This is a genomic window from Akkermansia sp. N21169, from assembly GCF_029854675.1.
In the GTDB taxonomy this organism is placed as follows: domain Bacteria; phylum Verrucomicrobiota; class Verrucomicrobiia; order Verrucomicrobiales; family Akkermansiaceae; genus Akkermansia.
This window is the reverse complement of sequence record NZ_JARWNC010000029.1, coordinates 26,073-48,348: the sequence shown is the minus strand read 5'-3', so window position 1 is coordinate 48,348 and position 22,276 is coordinate 26,073. Positions and strand designations below refer to the sequence as shown.

Sequence of the window (22,276 nt, the reverse complement as noted above, 5' to 3'; positions counted from 1 at the left end):
TAAATCGTGATGCGTTGATATATTAATTTTCCATGAAGTCAATCCTGAAATCGCTCAAGCTGCTGACAGACCCGACACGTCTGCGCATTCTCAATGTCCTGGACGGTGAGTCGCTCAGCGTAGCGGAACTTCAGGAAGTCTTGAATATGGGGCAAAGCCGCATTTCGACGCAGCTTGCCCAACTGAAGAAGGAGGGCCTTGTCGCAGATTCCCGTACGGGGAAAAATGTGTTCTACGTCTCCTGTCTCGACGAGAGCCTGCGCGGGGTCGCTGCGAAGGCCTGTGAAGAATTGCCGGATGTGGAACAGGATCGCAAGGCTCTGCATTTCATTTTGGAGAAGCGTAAGGACAAGATGCGTTCCTACTTCGACGATGTCGTCGGGCGTTTCGGACGCAACTATGCGCCGGGACGTTCCTGGAAGGCGCTGGCCGGGGGATTGCTTCGCATTATGAACTACGAGGTGATTGCCGATCTGGGGGCTGGCGAGGGCTTTGTATCCCAGCTTCTTTCCCCGCGTGCCCGCCAGGTGATTGCGGTAGACAATTCGCCCGGCATGGTTGAACTGGGGATGCAAATGGCCCGGGAACACGGGTTGACCAATCTGGAGTATCGCCTCGGCGATATTGAAGATCCGCCCATCGATCCCGGTACGGTGGATCTCGCCATGTTGAGCCAGGCTTTGCACCATGCCCGCAACCCGATGAAGGCTCTGCAAAGCGCCTGGACGATTTTAAAGCCGGGCGGCTGTCTTCTGATTCTCGACCTCCTCCGCCACAACGTTGAGAAAGTCCGCGACCTCTATGCCGATACCTGGCTGGGCTTCAGCGAGGCGCAGATGGAATCCATGCTCAGGGAAGCAGGATTCAGCCACGTGTTCACCGACATCGTAGACAAGGAAGCCGAAGCCCCCTTCTTCCAAACCCTCATGGGAGTCGCCTGGAAACCCAAAAGCAAATGAAGCAATTTCCCGCCATGAACACCACGACCATCGTTGAGACCGAGCGCCTGATCCTCCGCACATGGAAGCCGGAGGACTTTCCGGCATTTGCCGCCATGAATGCCAATGCCGAAGTCATGCGCTACTTCCTGGCTCCCCTGTCGATGGAGGAATCCCTCACCACCCTTGCCCGCATCCTCGCCGAGCACCGGGAATCCGGTTACGGGCTCTACGCGCTGGAACGAAAAGAGGATCACCGACTCATTGGCCTTCTTGGCCTGCATCGCGTGACCTTTGATGCCCCCTTTGCTCCCTGTGTGGAGATTGGCTGGCGGCTGATTCCTGAAGCCTGGGGGCATGGATACGCGACGGAGGCGGCATCCGCCTGTTTGAAGTATGCTTTGTGCGAGTTGAATCTGCCGGAGGTCTATTCCTTCACGGCGTTGCCGAACATGAGATCCAGTCGGGTGATGGAAAGAGCCGGCATGGAGAAGGTGGGTGAGTTCGACCATCCCAATGTCCCTGCCAGCCATCCTCTGCTGCGTCACGTTTTGTACCGTGCCGACAAAACGCTTCTGGGATGGTAGGTCTTTTGCGTGCTAGTCTCCCGTTAGTTGAAAGCCCCCGGAGGTATGATTCTATTCTGCCGGGAAGACATAAACCCCGAAAGAATAAGCCGGTATTCGAAGATCCAGCCGATTCTTTTCTAGTGCTGGGAGAATGGTGGAAACCGGTCGAATATTGTCGGGTTTTTCAAAATTGTTTTGAGTTTCTATATTGTCCGAATGTAGCCGGATAGCAATTCCGCTCCCTTTCGGAATCTGCTCATCCTGCCCCTTGAAATTGAGTTGAATTGTGCAGTCTGATGGATTCATATTGACCAGCTTGACAATGATGGACTTTCTTTCCCCGTCAAAGACAGAACTTCCATAGAGTCCTTTTTGTCCCGCGAGCGGTTTTCCGTCCTCTCCCGCTAGTGGGAGAATCCGGTTCCCGGCGTAGGTCGAATACATTTGCTGTACATAATAATTGGGAGTGAGGACAAGTGACCGATTGTCGAACCAGATCAAATCCGGTTTCCATTGCCAGGCATCCTTGTGAGCCAGCAAGGGAGCATAGGTTGCCATGGGGACAATATCCGCATTGCGCTCCAAACCGGTCATGAAGGCCGCTTCATGAAGGGCACTGGAGAAATTGTTGCTCTTCTCCGGAGTGTGGCATGCATATTCTCCGGCAAAGACTTTGGGCCCGGATCTTGGATAGGTATCATAGCGGCGGGCATTTTTCCTGAACCAGTCGGGGGAAGCATAATAATGTTCGTCCACAAGATCGACGTTCAGGCTCCTCATGTGTTTCCATAGATTATCGAATTCCTGCCCGGACGCCCCTGGGCCAGCGCTTCCTATTATTCTTATTTCGGGATGCTTTTTCCTCAATGTGGCAAGGAACCGCTCCAAGCGTTCTGCATATTCATCTCCCCATTGTTCGTTGCCGATAGCCAAGTACTTGAGATGAAATGGCCGAGGATGTCCCATTTCTGCCCGGAGCGCTCCCCATTTCGTTGAAATATCGCCGTTGGCGAATTCGATCAGATCCAGAGCATCCTGAATGTAGACATCCATATCTTCCAGGGATGCATGAGCTTCTTTCCCATTTTGGAATTGGCAAGCCATGCCGCAGTTGAGGACAGGCAGGGGAGTAGCTCCCAAATCTTCGGCAAGAAGGAAATATTCGTAAAATCCCAACCCGTAACTTTGATAATAATCTGGAGAAAGACGTTTTTTGGTACTGAAATTCCAACGATTTTCATTTAAAGGCCGGTTTTCTACCGGACCGATGGAATCCTTCCAATTGTATCGGGTAGCAAGAGAAGTTCCTTCGACGATGCATCCTCCTGGAAAACGGAGCAAACCGGGATTCAGCTCTTTCAATGCGCCTGTCAAATCGGCTCTGAGGCCATTTTCCCTCTCCTTCCATGTATGGCGCGGAAAGAGAGACAAATGGTCCAAATCGACGATGCCTGGCGAGTTTAAAAGCAGCCGGAAACTACCTTGATCGACTGTTTTTGAAGGGACCAGTTCAACGATGTATTTCTTCCATTCTTTTTGGGTAATTACCATATCTGTCTGGGCAACAGAATTATTCTTTTCATCAATCAGACAAGCTTGCAGGACGACAGGTGTTGTCTGATTTACCCCAACTCTTCCCCATGCGGAAAAACGATATTTTTTCCCTTTTTCCCAAGCTATGCCACGGAATCCTTCATTCTCCACTCCTGTTTTCCTCTCTCGATGAGAGGCCGGAGACAAACGGATATAGTGTGGATTGCGGGTGAAAGGTCCATCTTCTATTTGCAACGCCACATTGCCGAATATTTTCCATCCCATGAAGGCCTGAGGAAATTCGAAAGAGCGGTTTTTGATCAATTCGGCATACAGGCCTCCATCTGCTGCAAAGTTGATATCCTCGAAGAAAATTCCATACCGATTCGGAGAAACTTCGTTCCCGGAGACGATACATCTATAGTGACCCGAAAGGGGGCGGCAGAGTTTTCTTCGGCTTTTCCTGCCACTGAAGCCAGTAGGGTAATTATGGGGAAAAAGACGATACTTAAAAATTTCATGTCTATTGATACGTGAAAATCATATCTCCCTTTTCATTTTCCATAGAAATAAGAAAGTTTTTCCGTGATGGGATGTAGACGGAATTTTCCTTGGAAAGGAGGGGGAGGGAAGTGTCTTTTTCTTTGCTTTTCCTGTATTCGATATGATATGGAAATGTTTTCATGCTGTATAATATTATTAAAATAAATAAGTTGTTCGATGGCGATTTGTTTTTATAAATACAGTTCCCATATGATAAGATGGGATAATGTATTTTCTTTTTCTGTTTTTTGTTTGTTGTTGACGTATAAAATTCTGCCTGATAAAAGAAAAATACTATGTTATTTCGCATTTTCGCTTTCGTGGCTGTGATGGCTCTTTGCTTGATTTCTGCAAAGGCGGATGCTTTTTTCGGAATATCTCAAAAGATTAATGAGAATTGGAAATTTTGCCTGGGAGATGAATACGGTGCGCGATTACCGGGGTACGACGATCATCTTTGGAGAAGCCTTGATTTACCTCATGACTGGAGTATTGAGGCAACCCCCGATCCGAAATGGCCGGCAAATGCTGGTTATCTTCCGGGAGGGATTGCCTGGTATCGGAAATGTCTGGAAATCCCGGAGGAGAAACGAGGGGAAAAGGTCTTTATTTATTTTGAGGGAGTCTATAACAACAGCGAGGTTTATGTGAATGGTCGGCTGGTTGGAAAACGTCCGAATGGCTATGTGTCGTTTTTGTACGACATAACGCCTTATGTCCGATATGGGGAAAAGAATAATCTTGCGGTACGCGTTGATCACAGTATGGGTGCAGATTCCCGTTGGTACAACGGATCTGGAATATACCGTGATGTCTATCTGATTTATTCGAATCCGGTGCATATTGACAAATGGGGTGTTTTTTGCAGGACGCGGACGGCGACTTCCAAAAAGGCCGTGTTGGATGTGGATGTTGCCGTGAGAAATGAAACGGAAAGAGACGAATTACTTGCAATTTGTGTAGGGTTGTTTTCCGAAGATGGTGAATGCGTTGCGCAAACAACCTCTCCATTGAAAGTCCAAGGAAACGGCGCTACCTCTCAAATGATTTCCCTGACGCTGCAAAACCCGTTGTTATGGAGTCCCGGGGATCCTCGGCTTTATACGATCAGAGTTTCTCTTTTCCAGGGGGACAAAAATATTGACGGGACTTCTTTCCGTACTGGCATAAGAAAGATCTCCATGGATCCTGACAAGGGGCTCTTTATCAATGGGAAAAGTATAAAGATTAAAGGAGTATGCATACATCATGATGCCGGAGCTTTAGGATCCGCTGTTCCCAGGCAAGTTTGGGTACGTCGGTTAGAGACGATTAAAACTCTGGGTTGCAATGCAATCAGGATGAGCCATAATCCTCATGTCCCCTATTTGTATGATTTGTGTGATGAAATGGGATTTCTCGTAATTCCGGATTCATTTGATGAATGGGAGTATCCGAAAAGAAAATGGGAGGAAGGTTTCTGCACTGGAAAACCTGGATATCAAGGATCGTTTTGGTATTTTGATGAATGGAGTAGTCGGGATATCCGGGATATGGTTCTTCGAGATAGAAATCACTGTTCTATTTTCATGTGGATGATTGGCAATGAAATCGATTACCCTAACGATCCCTATACCCATCCTGTTTTGGGAGGCAAAGACAGTATCGGCATGTCGCAACCGGGCCGATTGGAAAAGGGAGTCATTTTCAACAAGCCTTCTGCGGAACGTCTTGGAACCATTGCCGAGCGCCTTGTTTCCGAAGTTAAGTCGGTAGATCCTACGCGGCCCGTATCTGCAGCACTGGCTGGGATTTCCATGTCAAATAAAACCGGATTGCCAGCGGCTTTGGATGCTGTGGGATACAACTATACGGAGGGAGCTTATTCGCAAGACCATGAGAAATATCCATCCCGGATTATTTATGGGAGCGAGAACACGCATACTCTGGAAGCCTGGAAAATTGCCCGGGACAATGATTATGTTTTTGGACAATTTATTTGGGTTGGAGTCGATTATCTGGGAGAAGCGGAAGTGTGGCCTTCCCGGGGACTCTACAGACCATTTTTCCAAGGCTTGTTGGACATGGCCGGTTTTATGAAGCCAAGGGCCTATTTCCGGAAGGCTTTGTGGACTCAATTTCCCTTGATCCGCATCGGAACATGCCAATGCCGGCAACAAACTTCAGATTACTCCATAGACGAATGGCCGATTTGGAATTATGAAAAAGGAGACCGTATAAGGATTATGTGTTATACGAATTGTCCGCAGGCAAAACTTTTATTGAATGGCAGGCAAGTAGGCAACGTAAAGGACTACGATGATAAAACGGGAGTAATAACCTGGGACCTCGATTATGAACCGGGAACATTGGAAGCCGTCGGTCTTGACGATGGAAAGGAAAAAACACGGCATACGATTAAGACTGCAGGAAAAGCAGCGTGCCTGGAGGTTGTTGCCGACAGGATGAAATTGGGGAGAGACAAGGATTTGGCGCATGTTATCGTTTATATCCGTGACAGGGGTGGCAACTCTGTTCCTCTGGCTGAAAATGAGATATCCTGTTCCGTCACTGGACCAGGGAAGTTGCTTGGTTTGGAGGCGGGAAGCAATACGGACATGAGCAATAATACCAGTGCCTCTCGTAAAGCATACCGGGGAAGGCTTCTTGGCTATATCCAGACCTCCGGTGAAAAAGGAATCGTATCGGTTGTATTCAGTTCACCCGGATTGACTCCTGCAACTGTAAATTTGGTTGTGGAATGATCTTTCGGCACTTTCTGGGTAATGATTGGCGAGACTGTGCTTATACCGCATTCGACGGAAATATGTTTGCCCTGCCATGAGGACTTTGTTAGCAGAACATGATGGGAGAAGTAAAATATGAATGGAGAAAACGGGAAAAGGAACTCTACCTTCCTGGCAGGAAACCTGTTGTCGTAACGGTGCCGCCGTACTTCTATTTGGCATTGGACGGGCATGGCGATCCGAATGCCCGGGAATTTGCCGATGGCATCGGTGTTCTGTACTCCATAGCCTACGCCATCAGGATGATGCCCAAAAAAGGCATTGTGCCTCCCGGATATTTTGAATACACAGTGTACCCTCTGGAAGCCACATGGAGTATGCCCGAGGGCGATGCCTCGCAAGTGTTGACTGACAAAAGCCGTCTTCGTTATACGATGATGATTCGGCAACCCGATTTTGTGACGAGCCGGGTGTTCGATCTGGCTCTTGAAATCGCGGCTGAAAAAGATCCCTCCTCTCTGTTGAAGCAAGTCACCCTTGTCTCCGTCGAAGAAGGGCAGTGTGTCCAGATGCTTCATGTGGGATCCTACGACAACGAGCCGGAAAGCTTTGCCTTGATGGAACAGTTCTGCCTGGAAAAAGGGCTGAACAGGACATCCGCATCACACCGTGAAATTTACCTGTCTGATCCCCGGAAGGTCGCCCCGGATGCCTTGAAAACAGTTCTGCGCTACAAGGTCAAGGGGTGAGTCTCAATTTCTTCGGAGTGGTTATTTAATGTGGACAAATTTCTCAATATTATTGATTAATTTTTCTGTAAATTGAGACTCTCGAGCGGGAGCCTGAATAATGATCAAGCGGTTCGAAACAATTCTCGCCGTATGCATCATGGGTGCTTTGATTTCCTGAATGAGTGCTGAATTTTTTATTTTAAGAGCGGACTGCATGGCCTTGGCAACATCAGCAGGAAGCTCATAAATATAGACAGCGGCTCCGTAATGTTTGATTTCCGGAAAGGCAATCGCAAAATAAATAGCCTTGTACTTGTCGCTGAGTTTGATCCCTTTTTCCTGAGGTTTGAACCATTTGCAAAAAGCCTGCATGGTTTTATCCGGTTTCCAACCTGCGCCCGACAAGGAATACATGATTGCCTGATCGGGTATCTCGGGAATTTGTCGGGGAGTAGCACCCGCACTGGATGATTCATCTGCCCCATGGCAAACTCCCATGAGGCATAATGCCAATGATAATGTTCTTATACTTTTTTTCATATTCTCTCAAATATTAAATTTCCCAATGAAAGGCAATATATTTTTGATGAGGTGGGCGGCTTTCCTCAATTCTCTTGTACCTCCATAAAAAAACCGGAGCGGTGGTGAGCCGCTCCGGTTGTGGGATGAGTTGTTGGTTGCCTGCCTTTATTGGCCCGGGAAGGGTTTGAGGCTGACGTAGGCGCGGTAGTCCTTGATTTTGCCACCGGAAGCACCGGGACGGGGAAGGTACTGGAAACCGGAGATCTTTTTGTTGCCTCCGAGGTCGAGCACGAGCAGGTGGGGGTACTTGGGCCCGTTGTCGCTCCAGGCAGTGTGCCAGAAGGTGACGGGCTGGCGGTCCATGACGAGTTCGGCATTGCCGGGTTCTGCGTCTACTTCTTCACTGTCGGCATAGGCGACTTTCCATTCTTCCTTTTTGAGAGGATTGCCTTTTTCGTCGAGGATTTCCAACTCGGCGATGGCGGCGTAGTCTTGTCCATCCATGGCACTGAGGGCTTCGATGGCGAAGTAGCGTCCTGTGACAGGTTTGTCGAACTTGATGTCCTGCCAGGTTTCTCCGGCTTGGAAGGTTCCTTCATGGACGAGGGAGGTCTTGCCGGGTGTGACGGTTTGGCCGTGTTTGCGGTTGAGTTTGAAGAGGTTTTTCTCCTTGTTTGTTTTCCAGATTTGTTCCGAACCTCCCTTGACGGTTCCTTTGCCTCCTTCGAGGTCGAGGACGATGATTTCATTCTCTCCCTGTTTGAGGAACGGAGCAGGGCAGTACAAGGTCTGCTGGGGACCGACAAACCAGAAACGCCCGAGGTTGTGACCGTTTACCCAGACTACACCCTTGGTCCATCCGTCCTGCATGTCGAGGAAGGTGTCTCCGGGCTTGTCTACTTTGAACGAACTCTTGTAGAAGATCGGCTGGTCACCTGCGGGGACTTTTGTGGAGAAGGGGAGTGCGGCTACTTCCTTGTCGGCACAGGGCAGGGAGAAGTTCTTGAATCCGGTAACGGGTTTGCCGGCGAGGGTGACTCCTTCTGTAATCCCCTTGTTCTCCGTGGTGATGGCGCCTCCGTAATTGACGCGCCCGAGGTTCTCTACCAGAATATCCAGCGTGTGTTCTCCGCCCGGGATATCCAGCTTGACGGTATTGGTACCGTGCCGGCGGTCCGCCGTTCCGACGCGTTTCCCGTCCAGCAGGACGATAGCGCGGTCCATCAGGCGGGTCATGGTCAGCGGAGCATTTTCCTGGGGCCCCGTGACCTTGGTGCGGTAGAGGACGAAGCCGTAAGCCTGATCCAGATCTTCCATGACGATGGGGTTGGCGCTTTCCACAGGCTTGGGCAGGTTGTTGAACATGCCTGCGGACTGGGAGAATGAGATGGGAGCGATGTCAATGAATTCCGGATCGGGCGGGGGCTGAGGCAATGCGTGTCCGAGGTGGTCCTCCACGGTTTTGCGGAAGGCTTGGAAGCGTGCATTGAGTTTGCCGGATTCGCTGATGGGAGCGGAATAGTCGTATGAGGTGATGTCCGGCGTCATGCTGTTATTGCCGCCGTTGGCTCCCGACATGAAGCCGAAGGACGTACCTCCGTGCACCATGTAGAAGTTGACGGAAATTCCGTTTTCCAGCATCCACTTGAACTCGCTGTTGTACGATTCCGTGTTGCGCGGGTTGTGGACGGCTCCCCAGTGGTCGAACCATCCGCACCAGAATTCCCCATTCATGCGGGGGCCTTTCGGTCTGTGCTTGCGGAAGAGTTCGAAGGCGTTTTTAGCTCCTCCGCCGAAGGTGAGGGCAGCGGGCAGATCCGGCAGCGTACCGTTTTTGAGGCATCCGTCGGTAGGTTGGTCGGCCGTGTAGAACTGGACGTCGGTAAGTCCTCCTTCTTTCAGGGCATTGAGGTGCGCCCGAAGGTATTCCTTGTCGTTGGAATAGGCTCCGTATTCGTTCTCCACCTGGGTCATGATGATGGGACCTCCTTTGGATGCCTGGAGAGGGGCTAGTACGGCGGCTACTTTCTTCAGGTAGTTGAGAGTCGGCTTCATGTACCCGGGATCGGTGGAACGGACCTTGATTTTCCGGCCTTTAAGCAGCCAGGAGGGGAAACCTCCGAATTCCCATTCCGCGCAAACATACGGTCCCGGGCGGACGATGACCCACAATCCTTCTTCCTGAGCGATTCGGCAGTATTCTGCGATGTCGAGATTCCCGGAGAAGTCCCATTCTCCCGGTTTGGGCTCATGCATGTTCCAGAAGATATAGGTACAAAGAGTGTTACATCCCATGGCCTTCATGCGTTTCATACGGTCGCGCCAATATGCTTTCGGGACGCGCGGGTAGTGCATTTCCCCGGAGATGATTTGAATCGGCTTGCCGTCGATCAGGAAGTCGTTGTCGTTGATTCCTACGGTATGGGAAGAATGGTTGGGTAGAGGTGCCTCGGTGGCGGCGGCCATGCCGGCCAAAAGGAGCGAGGTGCTCAGACAGACGGGAAGCAGTAGTTTTCTCATATGTATTTTGTGTCTATGGATTAGTTTTGCTGTGCCGGGACGATGGTCAATTTGGTGGAGGTAGCGGGCATGCCCTGGGCTGTTCCCGTTACGGTGGCATTGCCGGAGGCGTGTCTCTTGCCACGGATGATGACTTGCGCCATGCCGTTGTATGCATTGATTTTATTTCCTTGGAAAGGAGTGAAATCCGTTGCGTCTCCGTTGCAGACTCCGACGATTTCCGCCGGGCCTTCCACCGTGAAATTCAGAGGAGTCTGGGCTGTCGGGACAAAACGGCCCTGGGCATCCTTCATCGTGATGGTGAGGTAGGAAAGATCCTGTCCGTCACCGGCGATTTCCGTTCGGTCGGCCTCTACGGTGAAGTTTGTTGCCGGACCGGAAGTTTGCACGATGTCCGTGGCCCATGGCTTGCCGTCTTTGGTAACGACAACTTTGAGTTCTCCCGGTTCATATTTGACGTCGTGCCAGACGAGACGGTAGGCATTGTCGTCAGCGGTTCCTTTGGTACGGACTCCCTGGCTTTTGCCGTTGAGGAAGAGTTCTGCCGAGTCTCCGCTGGTGTACACATGGACGGGAGTCACCTTTCCGACGCGGTCCGGCCAATTCCAGTGGGGCAGGATGTGAGCCATTTTGAGTTCCGGGCGCCAGCGTGCCTGGTAGAGGTAAAAGCGGTCTTTTTTGAAGCCGCAGAGATCTACAATGCCGAAATAGGAACTGCGGGACGGGGCGTATTTACCCAATTTCTCGAACATGGCCATGGCCTTTTGCTTTTCCTTTTCATCGGAAAAGTTCAGGGCGTTGGTGGCGTCGTGGTTGTAAGGTGTCGGTTCGCCGAGGTAGTCGAACCCGGTCCAGACAAATTCACCGGCGATGCGCTTGTTGGCGTCCAGGGCGCGGAATTCGACATCCGGCTTGTAAGCCCAGCCCGGCGCATAGAGGTCGTAGGAACTGACCTGGAAATTGAAGAACCCTCCGTTTTGCTTCCAACTGACAGGAAAGAAATATTCTCCGCGGGAACTGATACAGGAGGAAGTCTCACTGCCGAATGCGGGCTGGTCGGGCTTCTTTTGTTTGAATTCCGGATATTGCCCGGCACGATAGTTGCCGCCGAAGACATCTACGGTGTCGGCAAATCCGTTTCTGATGCCCTCGCCTCCGCTGCATCCGATACCGACCAGGCGGGATGGATCTTCGCGGTGGAACAATTCGGTAAGTCGCTTGGAAATGTAATGCTTGGCGGGATTCCACTGTTCGTGGACTTCATTGCCGCCGCTCCAGAGGATAACACTGGGGTGATTGCGGTCCCGGCGGACAAAATTAACGAGATCCCGTTCGTGCCAATCGTTGAAGTAGAGGTGGTAGTCGTTTTCGTTCTTGGCACTTTCCCACATGTCGAACAACTCGTCCATGACAAGCATGCCCAGTCGGTCGCAGGCGTCGAGCAGTTCGGGGGCAGGGGGATTGTGCGTGGTGCGGATGGCGTTGGTGCCCATTTCCTTGAGGATTTCCACCTGGCGTTCGTAGCCGCGCTTGTGGACTGCACCGCCGAGAGGCCCGAGGTCGTGGTGCTGGCAGACTCCGTTGATGGGGATTCTCTTCCCGTTGAGATGGAACCCGTCGTCCACAGTCCATTCGATCGTACGGATGCCGAGATTGGTTTGGGCGGAATCGACCGGTTTGCCGTCGAGCATGACCGTTGTTTCGACCGTATAGAGGTGGGGATTGTCGAGATCCCAGAGAATCGGTGATTTGACGTTCAGCATATTTTGGACGATTTCCTTTTGTCCCGGTGCGATTTCCTTCCCCGTTGATTCAGCAGTGGAGACGACCTTGTCTCCGTCCAGAATCTTCTGAATAACAGTTGGAATGGCTGCCTTGCCACTGTTGTTGGCGACTGTCGTATCGACTAGGACGGTAGCCTGGTCCTTTGTAATTTCAGGAGTGCGGACGTAAACTCCCCAGTGGTCTAGGTGGACGGGATTGGCTTCCGTCAGGCGCACATGGCGGTAAATCCCGGCTCCCGGGTACCAGCGGGAGGAATTGGGGGGATTGTCCAGACGGACGGCGATCGTGTTCGTTTGACCGAAGCGGAGGAAGGGAGTGATATCCACGCGGAAGGAGGCGTAGCCATATTTCCACTCTCCGGCCAATTGCCCGTTGACGAAAATCTGAGGACAGGTCATGGCTCCGTCAAAGTCCAGGTAGAAACGGTTTCCCTGCGCATCGGCGGGAACATCCAGAGTCTTGCGGTACCAGCCGATGCCGACCCAGGGGAGTTTACCTGTATTATTGGGCAATTCCATGCGGAACGGACCTTCGACACCCCAGTCGTGCGGGAGATCCAGCGTCCGCCACTTTTCATCGTTGTAGCCCGGTTCGGAGGGAGGAGACATGCGTGACTCGGCGGATGGCCGGGGAACCAGTTCCTTGTCCATGGCGTCGAAGAAGTTCAGTTCCCGGATGCTGGCCCACATGGACGGAGTATGATCAGTGACGGTGATGCGGTAGAACCGGGCGTTTTCCCTGCGGATATCGCAGGTGGTACGGTCGGAAGAAACTTTGTTTTTGGTTTCGTCGTAAAGAGTTTTCCAGTTGGTTCCGTCGGAGGATCCTTCCAACTTGAATTGGTGTATTCCCTCTTTTTCCCATAAGATGGAAACTTTGGCGACGGGAGTCGGTTGTCCCATGTCCACGGAGAGCGTTTGTCCCGCACCGCTACGGGTGGCGCACCAGCGGGTGCCGGGATTCCCGTCCAGTGCCATGGCCGCGGTATTGTCGTTCTGGCTGGTAGAGGCCCAGACTGTTCTCGACGGAGCTCCGGGTTCCAGCTTCATGGTGCCGTCCGGCATCGTTCCGAAACGAGCGAATTTCCACCCTTCATCCATGGATGAAACCTTGGAGGTTTGCAAAGGCGCAGCTATGGTTATACCGGCGCTTACAATGAAAAGGATTGATGAAAGAGAATGCGGCTGCATGTTCCTATATACGTGGAAAAACAGGAAAAATTTCCGCGATGAACAACTTTTCCACGGATTGGAATGTATTCTTTGCAAGGTGTCACGAGATCTCTTCAGTGTCAAATTATAATAATTGTAATATATTCACATTATTGTTTTTGTGGTATAATGTCCTGGGTGAATTTTTGGATATTAATAGTATTTTAAAGATGGCGCGGATTTCTGTAAAAATCAATAGTATTCTAAATATTTCCATCATGGGATCTTATGAGATGGCAGTTTCCGCTATGCTTTGATGTTTGGCGAAGATATTCATATTTCCTGCGAGGCGTTTCCTGATAGGAGGATTGCGAACATTAGAAATTGCATTTGAATTTGTCATGGATAAAATGAATAACGTTCCATGAAAAAGCCCCCTTTTTTTGCTCTTTTTGTTGTTGCTTTGATCGCGTCTTCCGCATGGGCCGATTATTCCGGTATTGTTTTTGCAGACAGGAATGCCAATGGCATTCATGATCCGGGAGAAGTTCCTGTAGCCGGCGTTGTTGTGTCGGATGGCCTTCACGCCGTCAAAACGGACAAGAACGGCCGGTATGTGCTGCCGGGGCATGAAGTGGAACGGTTCCTTTTCATGACTGTTCCGGACGGTTGCAAGGCGTATCCTTTTTACCGGAAAATCGAAGATGGGAAGGAACAGTATGATTTCGCCCTTCTCCCGAACAAAAAGGGAACGCCGGGCAAGGAACACAGTTTCCTGCACATTACGGATACGGAAATTTTCAATACCGGGGAGCATGAGGACTGGGTGAACGGTCTCCGGGAATATGCGGAGAAGACCGGGGCTTCCTTCGTGATCCATACGGGCGACATCTGTTATGAAAAAGGGCTGAAGGAGCATATTAATTTGATGAATACGGGCAATTTCCCCTGTCCCGTGTATTACTGTATCGGCAATCACGATCTGGTGGCGGGCAAGTATGGGGAAGAGGTGTTCGAGAACGTGTACGGTCCGACATTCTATTCCTTTGATTCCGGAAGTACGCATTACATTGTCACCCCGATGCTTGGGGGCGACCGCAAACCCGGTTATACCAAAGAGGATGTGTACCGCTGGATGAAGAATGATCTGGCTCTGGTTCCGAAGGGTAAGCCTGTAATCGTTTTTAACCACGATATTCTTACGACGGGCGATCAATTCAAATATGGCATCGGCAAGGGTGAGGAGATTGACCTGAATGCCCACAATCTAAAGGCTTGGATCTATGGGCACTGGCATATCAACCATATGCGATTCCAGGGAGAAGTTTTTACCATGTGTACGGGGACGGTGGACAAGGGAGGAATCGACCATTCGACAGCTGCTTTCCGCGATATTCACGTTGATGTCGAAGGCTATCCGTCATCGAATTTGCGATATGCCTATCTGGATAGAGCCGTGCATGTCGCATCCGTGCAGAATGGAAAATCACCGTTGTCGAAGAATGGTTCCCTGACGGTACTGGTCAATGCCTATCATGCCGGTTCTCCGACGAAAGGGGTGACTTGTTCTCTGACGGTGGACGGGAAGAAGCTGCCGGAGGTTGCTTTGTCGCGCCGGACGGATTGGAACTGGTCTGCCGAGGTGCCGATGCCTGCCGGGGCTGCCGGTAAAAAGGTTCAACTTCGAACCCGGGTTGATTTCGGGCATGGTCTTACAGTTGATGCGGAAGAGAATTTCATCTGTACTCCTTTTGCCGCCAATCCGGTCCGGACAGGGAACCCCTGGAATAATCTGCTGGGAAATCCGGAACACTCCGGTACTGTGCCGGGGGCTCCTCTGCCCCCCTATGAGCTGGCATGGGTTTCCAATATCGGAGCCAATGTTTACATGGCTTCTCCTGTTGTCCGGGAAGACAAGGTTTATGTGGCGGCAATGGATGAGGACTTGAAGGGAAGAAGCGGAATTTATGCTTTGGATGCCCGGACAGGGGAACTTTTGTGGCGTTATCCGACCCGCAATTCGGTCAAGAATACCATTGCTTTGGATGGCGATACCGTGCTTGCCCAGGATTCTGACGGTTATCTCTATGCCATTCATGGAAAAACCGGGATGCTCCGCTGGGAAAAGAAGCTGAACGTCAAGGATGTCCCAGGATTAATCGAGGGACTTGTTGCAGACAAGGGGATCGTGTATGCGGGCAGCGGGAGAGGATTGACAGCCTGTTCCGTCAAGGATGGAAAGGAGTTGTGGAAAAATTCCGGTTGGGATCAGCGCGAGGGGACGACGACGACTATGTCCCTTGGCAATGGGGTGTTGATTTCGGGTTCGCAGTGGCAGGCCTTGTTTGGCAACGATGCCGCGACGGGAAAATTGCTCTGGAAAATCGACCGTGACGGGTTGCGTAATCGTGGGGCTTCCGCCGCCATTCATGGAGATAAAGCCTATATAACCTCGCAGGACGGTTTGTTTGTATTGGAGACGGCGACGGGCAATGTGCTGAATCATGTGAAGCTGCCCGTTTCCGTCGATGTGACTTCGACTCCCTTGGTGACGGATCAGGAAATTATCTTCGGTTCGGCCAGAGACGGTTTGATTGCGCTGGATCGCGAAACTCTTACCGAAAAGTGGCGGCATGCTCCCGGTGATGCCCTGGTGTATACGGCTCCTTACACGCGCAAGGTTTCAGCAACGATTGAGACGAGCCCTGTCCTGGCAGGAGATGCTACTGTTCTGGCGACGGCCTCCGACGGTTCCCTGACGGCGTTGGACCGCAAGAGCGGCAACGTTCTGTGGAAGGCGATGACGGGAGCCCCCTTCCTGAGTTCTCCCGCCATTTCCGGCAATGCCGTCTTTGTGGCCGACTTCTCGGGTAATGTGTATGCCTTGACTCCGGTCGCCGGGAAATAGAGGGAGATACGGAGACTGGCCGGATCAGGATTGCTCTTTGTTCGGAGACGATGCTCCCAATCCCGTCCACTTGGCTATCATGTGGAAGAAAGAAGGGATGAGGAAGATGCCGAGGAAGACGGCTGTCAGCATGCCCCCGATGACGCCGATGCCGACGACCTGGCGGGCCGCAGCCCCCGAACCGGAGGCGACTGCCAGCGGTACGCAACCCAGAATGAAGGCGAAACTCGTCATCAGGATGGGCCGTAGACGGATGCGTGCCGCATCCAGGGTGGCTTCCATCAGAGGCTTGCCTTGCCGAATTTCAAGAACGGCGAATTCTACAATGAGAATGGCGTTTTTAGCGGCCAGGGCTATGAGGACGATCAGACCGATTTGCGAATAGACGTTCAATTCCTGTCCGAAAGCCAGCAAGGCGGCAACCGAGCCGAGAAGGGCGACAGGAACTGTCATGAAGACGGCCAGAGGCAGGGTCCAGCTTTCATACAAAGATGCCAGAATCAGGAATACCAGAATGGAGGACACGATGAAGATAATACCCGGTGTTAACCCCTGGGAGGCTTGTTGCTCCTGAAAACTCATGCCGGAGTATCCATACCCCATGCCCGCCGGCATGGTATCGCGGAAGGTTTGTTCCAGAGCGGCCATAACATCCCCGGAGGAATAACCGGGAGCTGGCGATACATTGAGCATCGAGCAATTGTACATGTCCTGGCGCATCAGGAATTCGGGAGCCCAGGTCTTGCCGGTGCTGACGACAGAGTTGATAGGGACAGCATCTCCGTTGGCAGCTCGTACGTTGAAGAGGTTCAGTTTGTCGATGCTGTTGCGGTAGTTCCCGTCAGCCTGCATGTACACTTGCCACTGTTGCCCGTAGATGTTGAAGTAATTGACGAAGATGCTGCCCATGTAGGCCTGGATGGTGTTGTAGACGTCGGCAACGTCCACTCCTTGCAGGGATGCTTGTTCCGTATTGACGTCGAGTTTGTATTGTTCGATGGACGGCGTCATGAAGTTGTTGATGGAGGCGATGGCGGGATGCTTCCGGGCGGCATTGATGAAGGCGGTAGTATTGGCTGTGAGGAAATTTTCTCCTTTTCCCTGTCTGTCTTCCAACAGGAAGGAGACGGCTCCGGATGTTCCGACTCCGGGAATGGGAGGAGGAGGAAAGACGAAGGTGATGCCGGAGGAAATGCGGCGGGTGAGTTCCTCCGTGATGCGTCCGCAGAGGGCGTCTGCACTTTCGCCGGGCGAACGGCGTTCGTTCCAGGGTTTCAGGGAGATGAAGAAGAAAGCGTTATTCGGGCTTTGGACGAATGTCATTAAGTTGAAACCGTTGACGGTGGTGACGTCCTGGACGCCCGGAATGGATCTGATGATTTCTTCCACCTGGAAGGAAGCCTTTTCCGTGACGTTCAGGGAGGAGTTCTGCGGAAGTTGGATGCCGGCGAACAGATAGCCCTGGTCTTCATTGGGAAGAAACCCTCCGGGAATGCGTTGCGTGATGGGGAAGATCAAGGCGGTCATGCCGGCTAACAGAACGAGGGAGAGAACGATCCGCCTGGTCAGGTTGCCGCATATGGCGACATAGAGATTACGGGCCTTGTCGAAAAAGGTATTGAATGCACGGTACAGGGGCCCCAGGAGTTTATGATTGGAAGAGGATTCCTTTCGTAGGATCATGGCTGCCAGAGCCGGGCTCAGGGATAGGGCGCAGAAGGCCGAGATGATGATGGAGGCTCCGATCGTGATGGCGAACTGCCCGAATAATTTACCGGTCACTCCCGGAAGAAGAAGGGTCGGCAGGAATACGCAGGAAATGACGAGCGCCGTGCTGACGATGGGACCGGCAACTTCCTTCATGGCGTTGGCAGTGGCCTCTTTGGGGGATTCTCCGGAGTCGATGTGGTTCTGGACGGCTTCTACGACAACAATGGCGTCATCCACGACTAGCCCGATAGCCAGGACCATGCCCATCAGGCAAATGGTATTGATGGAAAAACCGAATAACGGGAAGAATGCAAAGGTTCCGATGATAGCTACCGGGATTGCGAAAAACGGAATGATGGTGCCTCTCCAACCTTGGAGGAAGACGAACACGACAAGGATGACGAGGCCGAGAGCGATCAGCAGAGTTTGTGCGATTTCGGTAATGCTGGCCTGGACAGCTTTCGTGGAATCCATGGAAACGAGGTAATCGAGTCCGGGCGGTAGAGGGGTATCCTGCAGGAGTTTTCTGATATCGTCAGATAACTGCAGGGCATTGCCTCCGGGGGCTTCATAAATGGCAATGGCAGCCGTGGGCGACCCGTTGACTCGGGCGCTGAGTTCATAGGTCTCCGCCCCGAGTTCTACGCGGGCGATATCTCTCAGGCGGACAATAGAATCCCCTGTGCCCCGGACGACGATGTTTCCGAAATCGGCAACCGTGTTGAGGCGGCCGGGCGCTTTGACGGTATAGGTAAATTGCTGATCCTCAGGGGCGGGTTGGGCCCCGACCTTGCCGGCGGGATTAACTGTGTTTTGCGCCTGAACAGCCTGCATGGCTTCCGTGACGCTGATGTTGAGAGCGGAAAGTTTTTCCGGGTTCAGCCAGATACGCATGGCGTATCTGCCGGAGCCGAAGACCTGTACGTCGCCGACTCCCTTGACGCGTTTGATGGCATTGACTAGGTTGATGTTGGCGTAGTTGGAAATCCAGAGACTGTCATAGTTTTTGTCCGGGGAATAGAAACTGACGACCATGGTCGGCAATCCGCTTGATTTTCGCAGGGAAACGCCCAGTTCCGCTACTTCTCCGGGAAGTTGGGAGTTGGCTTGTCCGTAACGCAAGTAGGAGAGCACCTGGTCCATGTTCGGGTTGGTGCCGACGTCGAATACGACAGTCATGCTCATTTGTCCGTTGTTGGTGCTGACGGATGACATATAGGACATGTTGTCCACACCGGACATTTGCTGCTCCAACGGGGAAGCGATGGATTTGACGACTGTTTCGCAATCTGCTCCGGGATAGGTGGCGGAAACCTGGATGACGGGAGGAATGATGTCCGGATATTCGGCAATCGGCAGCCGCAGCAGGGAAAATGTACCCAGCATGACGATTATGATAGAGAGACAGATCGCGACGATCGGACGTTTGATGAAAAATTGTGCCATAATGTCCTCCCTAGGAGTAGGATGTAAAGTTTGGAATTACAGGGTTTTGTTTTCAGGATCATAGGGCTTGACCATCAGCGTGGTTGTTCCTTCCGCCGCTGCGATCATGGCTTGCTGGACTCCTTCGACGACGACCTGCGAGTCGGTCGTTACGGAATTGGGAACAATGGGTATGACGACTTGCCTGTTTCCGATCTTTCCTCCGACTTTGATCGGGATCATATGGGGCTTGTTCCGGTCATCCACAGTGACGATGAAAAAGCGTCCCTGCATGGAAATGATGGCTTGTACCGGGACTGTCAGGGCATGCTGTTCTTCTCCGATCCGGGCGCGGACGCGGACGAACATGCCTGGCCTGAGCAGAGAGTCTTCATTGGGGAGGTTCGCCTGGATACGTATGGTGCCTGTCGTGGGATTAAAAGCGCTGTCGATGGCAACGACACGGGCTTGATGCGGATAAGTTTTCCCTTCGGAAAGGATGACCTCCAGTTCACTGCCGTTGGTAATGCCCGGTTGCCCGGCTTTTTGAGTTCCCTGGTTGCCCGTTTGCTTCAACCATTGTTCTTGGGAGACGGAGAAGTTCAATCGGATAGGATTGATTGATGAGACTTCCGTCATGGATTTTCCTTCGGGGCTGACTAGGTCTCCCTGCTGAACGGTCGCAATGCCGGCGACGCCATCGATCGGTGACGTGATAACGGTGTAAGCCAGGTTTTGTTGGGCCAGGCTTAATGCAGCCTGTGATGCCAGCAAGGAGGCTTTGGCAGCTTCGACAGCCAGAGCCGTATCTTCGTATTTTTGTTTGGAGACGATGTCCTTGGCTGCCAGAGGGGCATAGATGTTTTTGTCGTATTCCTGTTGTTGCAGCTGGGCTTTGGCTTCGGACAATCTGGCTTCGGCTTGGCGTACCTGGTCGCGGAACGACTGGTCGTCTATGTGGAACAGGATATCTCCTTTTTTAACCATGGCCCCGTTCTGGTAATCCTGGCTTTTCAGATAACCGCTGATTTGGGGGAGAATACTGGCATTGACGGTACCGGTCAAATGTCCGACCCATTCCTGGAGAATAGGTACATTCATTTCTGTCGGCCGTGCCGTTTCGACGGAATAGGGTATGTTTTCTTTAGGTTTTTCCGGTTGACAGGAACACAGGATTCCCAAAATACAGGCAAGGGGGAAAAAGGATTTGAATCCGATTCGGGGGAAAGGATGAACGGAAGCCATGCCTGTTGGACACTGACTCTTGATGTTGCGTTGAAATTTATATCGTCCCAATACCTGTTCCGCGGATTGATTCTCTATATGTTGAATAGATTAAACTCGGTTTGGTTTAATTCCGTTTTAAGACATGTCTGCCGATTTCAAAGCATTTCCTACCTTGGGAGGAACGTTAGATTAGTAAAGGGAAAATTCACGGATATCGGGCGTTCCCCGGAAGTCGGTGACGGTAAGGCGAACTTTTTTGGGAATGGCTCCATCGGCTTGAATAATACGTTTGTTGCCGATGACTTGTCCTTCGAAGACGGTTTCCCAGCCTTTGCCGGTGTCCCATTCCACTTTGTAGCCGAGGACGCATTCACCGTTGGCAATGCGTTCACGCAGGACGATATAGCGGACGGAACGATTGTCCGGGTTGACGAGCTCCAAATTGTTGCCCTTGCCTTGCGTGGTAACGATGGGGTTGGCGAAGTCCTGCCGGAGGCGGTCGCCGAATTCCTTGAGGCGTCTGACATCGGCATCGGGAACGAGTCCACGGTCATCGATGACGATGCCGACGAGCATATTCGTATTACGCCCCACACTGCAGATATACTTGTGCATCATGTCATCGACGCTGAAGAGTGTGTTGTCCTGTCCCTTTGTCCAAAACCACCCTCCCTGGAAGGATGAATTGCGGCGCAACGTCAGGTCTGCTTCCCCCGGGCACCAGATACTGCCTGTAGCGGAGCCTCCCATACCTTCTATTTTGATCGTACCGTCAGCTTTGGTTGTAGCGTTGGCCGTTCCCCAGCAGGGATCAGGAGCAAAACCTTCTTCATTGCCGACCCAGCGGATGAGGTTCGGGTGGTCTTCCGGTCCCTGGAAGGCGATGGCATCGGGCTGGTACTTTTTCAGGAGGGCAGAGACATTGGCGCCGCCCTCCGAAATGGGGAGGACTCCCCCATCGAACCAGACTTCAAAAAGCTTGCCATAGTTGCTCCACAGTTCCGTGAGCTGGGTTTCTACAATTTTGTTGTAATCCTGCTGGGTGATTTTGGCTCCGGGTTGAACTTTGCCGGGGTTGTCTACGTAACAGTACCCGTTGGCAGCCGTACTGGCGTAAATGCCGGGTTTGATCCCCATTTTCCGACAAGATTGAACGAAGTCGGCGACGATGTCTCCCTTGCCGTTTTTCCAAGGTGAATTTTTGACGCTGTATTCGTGGGCTTTGGTTGGCCAGAGGCTGAAGCCCGAGCAGTGTTTGGCGACGAGCACCGCATATTTGGCTCCCATGTCCCTGGCTGCTTTCAACCATTGGTCGGTATCCAGATGGGTCGGGTTGAAGACGGATGGAGCCGGATGAGTGCCGAACTGGCGCCAATTATAACCAGGCACATAAGTGGGCATGTCAAAGTGGATGATGACTCCCAGTTCCTGCTCAGCCCATTCTCTTTGCTGGGGAGTCGGGGTAACGGCTGGTTTTGAGGAGGGAGTTTCTCCCCAAGTATTGGCAAGCCCCAGAAGGCAGACAGTGGCGGCGGTAAGGGGGGCAAGGAGTCTATTCATACAAAGAATTACGGTAAGACGCATGTATTTCTTACATGTCTTTTCCTGAAGACGAATGTGCCGTGATATTTATTCCGTGACGCGAAATGCGTCGGATACAAAAAAACTGCAACAATCGAAATTGCTGCAGTTTGGGAGCTTGGTGGCGTCCTTTGACTCCGGATTCCGGATTGGACGAAAGCGGCAAGATCAGGCTTCAGCCTTCTTCGGGCATTCGCCTTTTTTGTCGCACTTCTTGGCTTTGTCGCATTTTTTAGCTTTTTTACAATCCTTGCAGCCTTTGCAATCCTTACATGCCTTGGGGCAGTTTTGGTCACATTTGGCGGGAGTGTCGCCGGCCGGAGTGTCAGCGGCGAAACCATTCAGACCCAGGGCGCAGGCGCAAACGGCGATAGCGATGAATTTTTTCATAGTTGTATTGATGATTT

The 22,276-nt window shown here is 51.9% G+C and carries 13 protein-coding genes; 5 read left to right on the top strand and 8 right to left on the bottom strand.

Features of this window, described 5'->3' with window-relative positions; genetic code table 11:
* Window positions 1-32 precede the first annotated feature (32 nt).
* Entirely contained in the window at window positions 33-959 is a 927-nt protein-coding gene (locus QET40_RS02605; RefSeq protein ID WP_280125618.1) for a metalloregulator ArsR/SmtB family transcription factor, read from the top strand.
* A 14-nt stretch (window positions 960-973) separates the two neighbouring features.
* Window positions 974-1,525, top strand: a complete 552-nt coding sequence (locus QET40_RS02600) for a GNAT family N-acetyltransferase (RefSeq protein ID WP_280125617.1) — start codon at window positions 974-976, stop codon at window positions 1,523-1,525.
* Window positions 1,526-1,576: 51 nt separating this feature from the next.
* On the opposite strand, the gene QET40_RS02595 is transcribed toward QET40_RS02600, so the two are convergent.
* A complete protein-coding gene (locus tag QET40_RS02595) occupies window positions 1,577-3,364 on the bottom strand; it encodes an alpha-L-arabinofuranosidase C-terminal domain-containing protein (protein WP_280125616.1) in 1,788 nt (595 codons plus the stop codon).
* Between the two features lie 515 nt (window positions 3,365-3,879).
* Here QET40_RS02595 and QET40_RS12530 point away from each other — a divergent pair.
* Both QET40_RS12530 and QET40_RS02585 read left to right on the top strand, forming a co-directional pair.
* On the top strand, window positions 3,880-6,327 hold the full coding sequence (locus tag QET40_RS12530; protein ID WP_345783044.1) for a sugar-binding domain-containing protein: 2,448 nt from the start codon (window positions 3,880-3,882) through the stop codon (window positions 6,325-6,327).
* A gap of 98 nt (window positions 6,328-6,425) precedes the next feature.
* Window positions 6,426-7,058: a GyrI-like domain-containing protein gene (locus QET40_RS02585; RefSeq protein ID WP_280125614.1), complete on the top strand. Its 633-nt coding sequence runs from the start codon at window positions 6,426-6,428 to the stop codon at window positions 7,056-7,058.
* 21 nt (window positions 7,059-7,079) lie between these two features.
* Here QET40_RS02585 and QET40_RS02580 read toward each other — a convergent pair whose 3' ends face one another.
* From QET40_RS02580 to galB, 3 genes are all read right to left on the bottom strand, one after another.
* A complete protein-coding gene (locus tag QET40_RS02580; protein WP_280125613.1) occupies window positions 7,080-7,580 on the bottom strand; it encodes a hypothetical protein in 501 nt (166 codons plus the stop codon).
* Window positions 7,581-7,727: 147 nt separating this feature from the next.
* Window positions 7,728-10,082 carry a beta-galactosidase gene (locus tag QET40_RS02575; RefSeq protein WP_280125612.1) on the bottom strand — a complete coding sequence of 785 codons (2,355 nt, stop codon included), beginning with the start codon at window positions 10,080-10,082 and terminating at the stop codon, window positions 7,728-7,730.
* A 20-nt stretch (window positions 10,083-10,102) separates the two neighbouring features.
* Window positions 10,103-13,057, bottom strand: coding sequence for a beta-galactosidase GalB (gene galB, locus QET40_RS02570; RefSeq protein ID WP_280125611.1), 2,955 nt, complete (start codon window positions 13,055-13,057; stop codon window positions 10,103-10,105).
* Window positions 13,058-13,442: 385 nt separating this feature from the next.
* On the opposite strand from galB, the gene QET40_RS02565 reads away from it, so the two are divergent.
* A complete protein-coding gene (locus QET40_RS02565) occupies window positions 13,443-15,926 on the top strand; it encodes a PQQ-binding-like beta-propeller repeat protein (protein WP_280125610.1) in 2,484 nt (827 codons plus the stop codon).
* Window positions 15,927-15,950: 24 nt separating this feature from the next.
* Here QET40_RS02565 and QET40_RS02560 read toward each other — a convergent pair whose 3' ends face one another.
* The 4 genes from QET40_RS02560 to QET40_RS02545 form a co-directional block, all read right to left on the bottom strand.
* Entirely contained in the window at window positions 15,951-19,082 is a 3,132-nt protein-coding gene (locus tag QET40_RS02560; RefSeq protein ID WP_280125609.1) for an efflux RND transporter permease subunit, read from the bottom strand.
* 36 nt (window positions 19,083-19,118) lie between these two features.
* Window positions 19,119-20,306, bottom strand: a complete 1,188-nt coding sequence (locus QET40_RS02555) for an efflux RND transporter periplasmic adaptor subunit (RefSeq protein ID WP_280125608.1) — start codon at window positions 20,304-20,306, stop codon at window positions 19,119-19,121.
* Window positions 20,307-20,477: 171 nt separating this feature from the next.
* Entirely contained in the window at window positions 20,478-21,848 is a 1,371-nt protein-coding gene (locus QET40_RS02550; protein WP_280125607.1) for an alpha-L-fucosidase, read from the bottom strand.
* A 189-nt stretch (window positions 21,849-22,037) separates the two neighbouring features.
* Complete coding sequence (locus tag QET40_RS02545) at window positions 22,038-22,259, bottom strand: hypothetical protein (protein WP_280125606.1); 222 nt, start codon at window positions 22,257-22,259, stop codon at window positions 22,038-22,040.
* Window positions 22,260-22,276 lie beyond the last annotated feature (17 nt).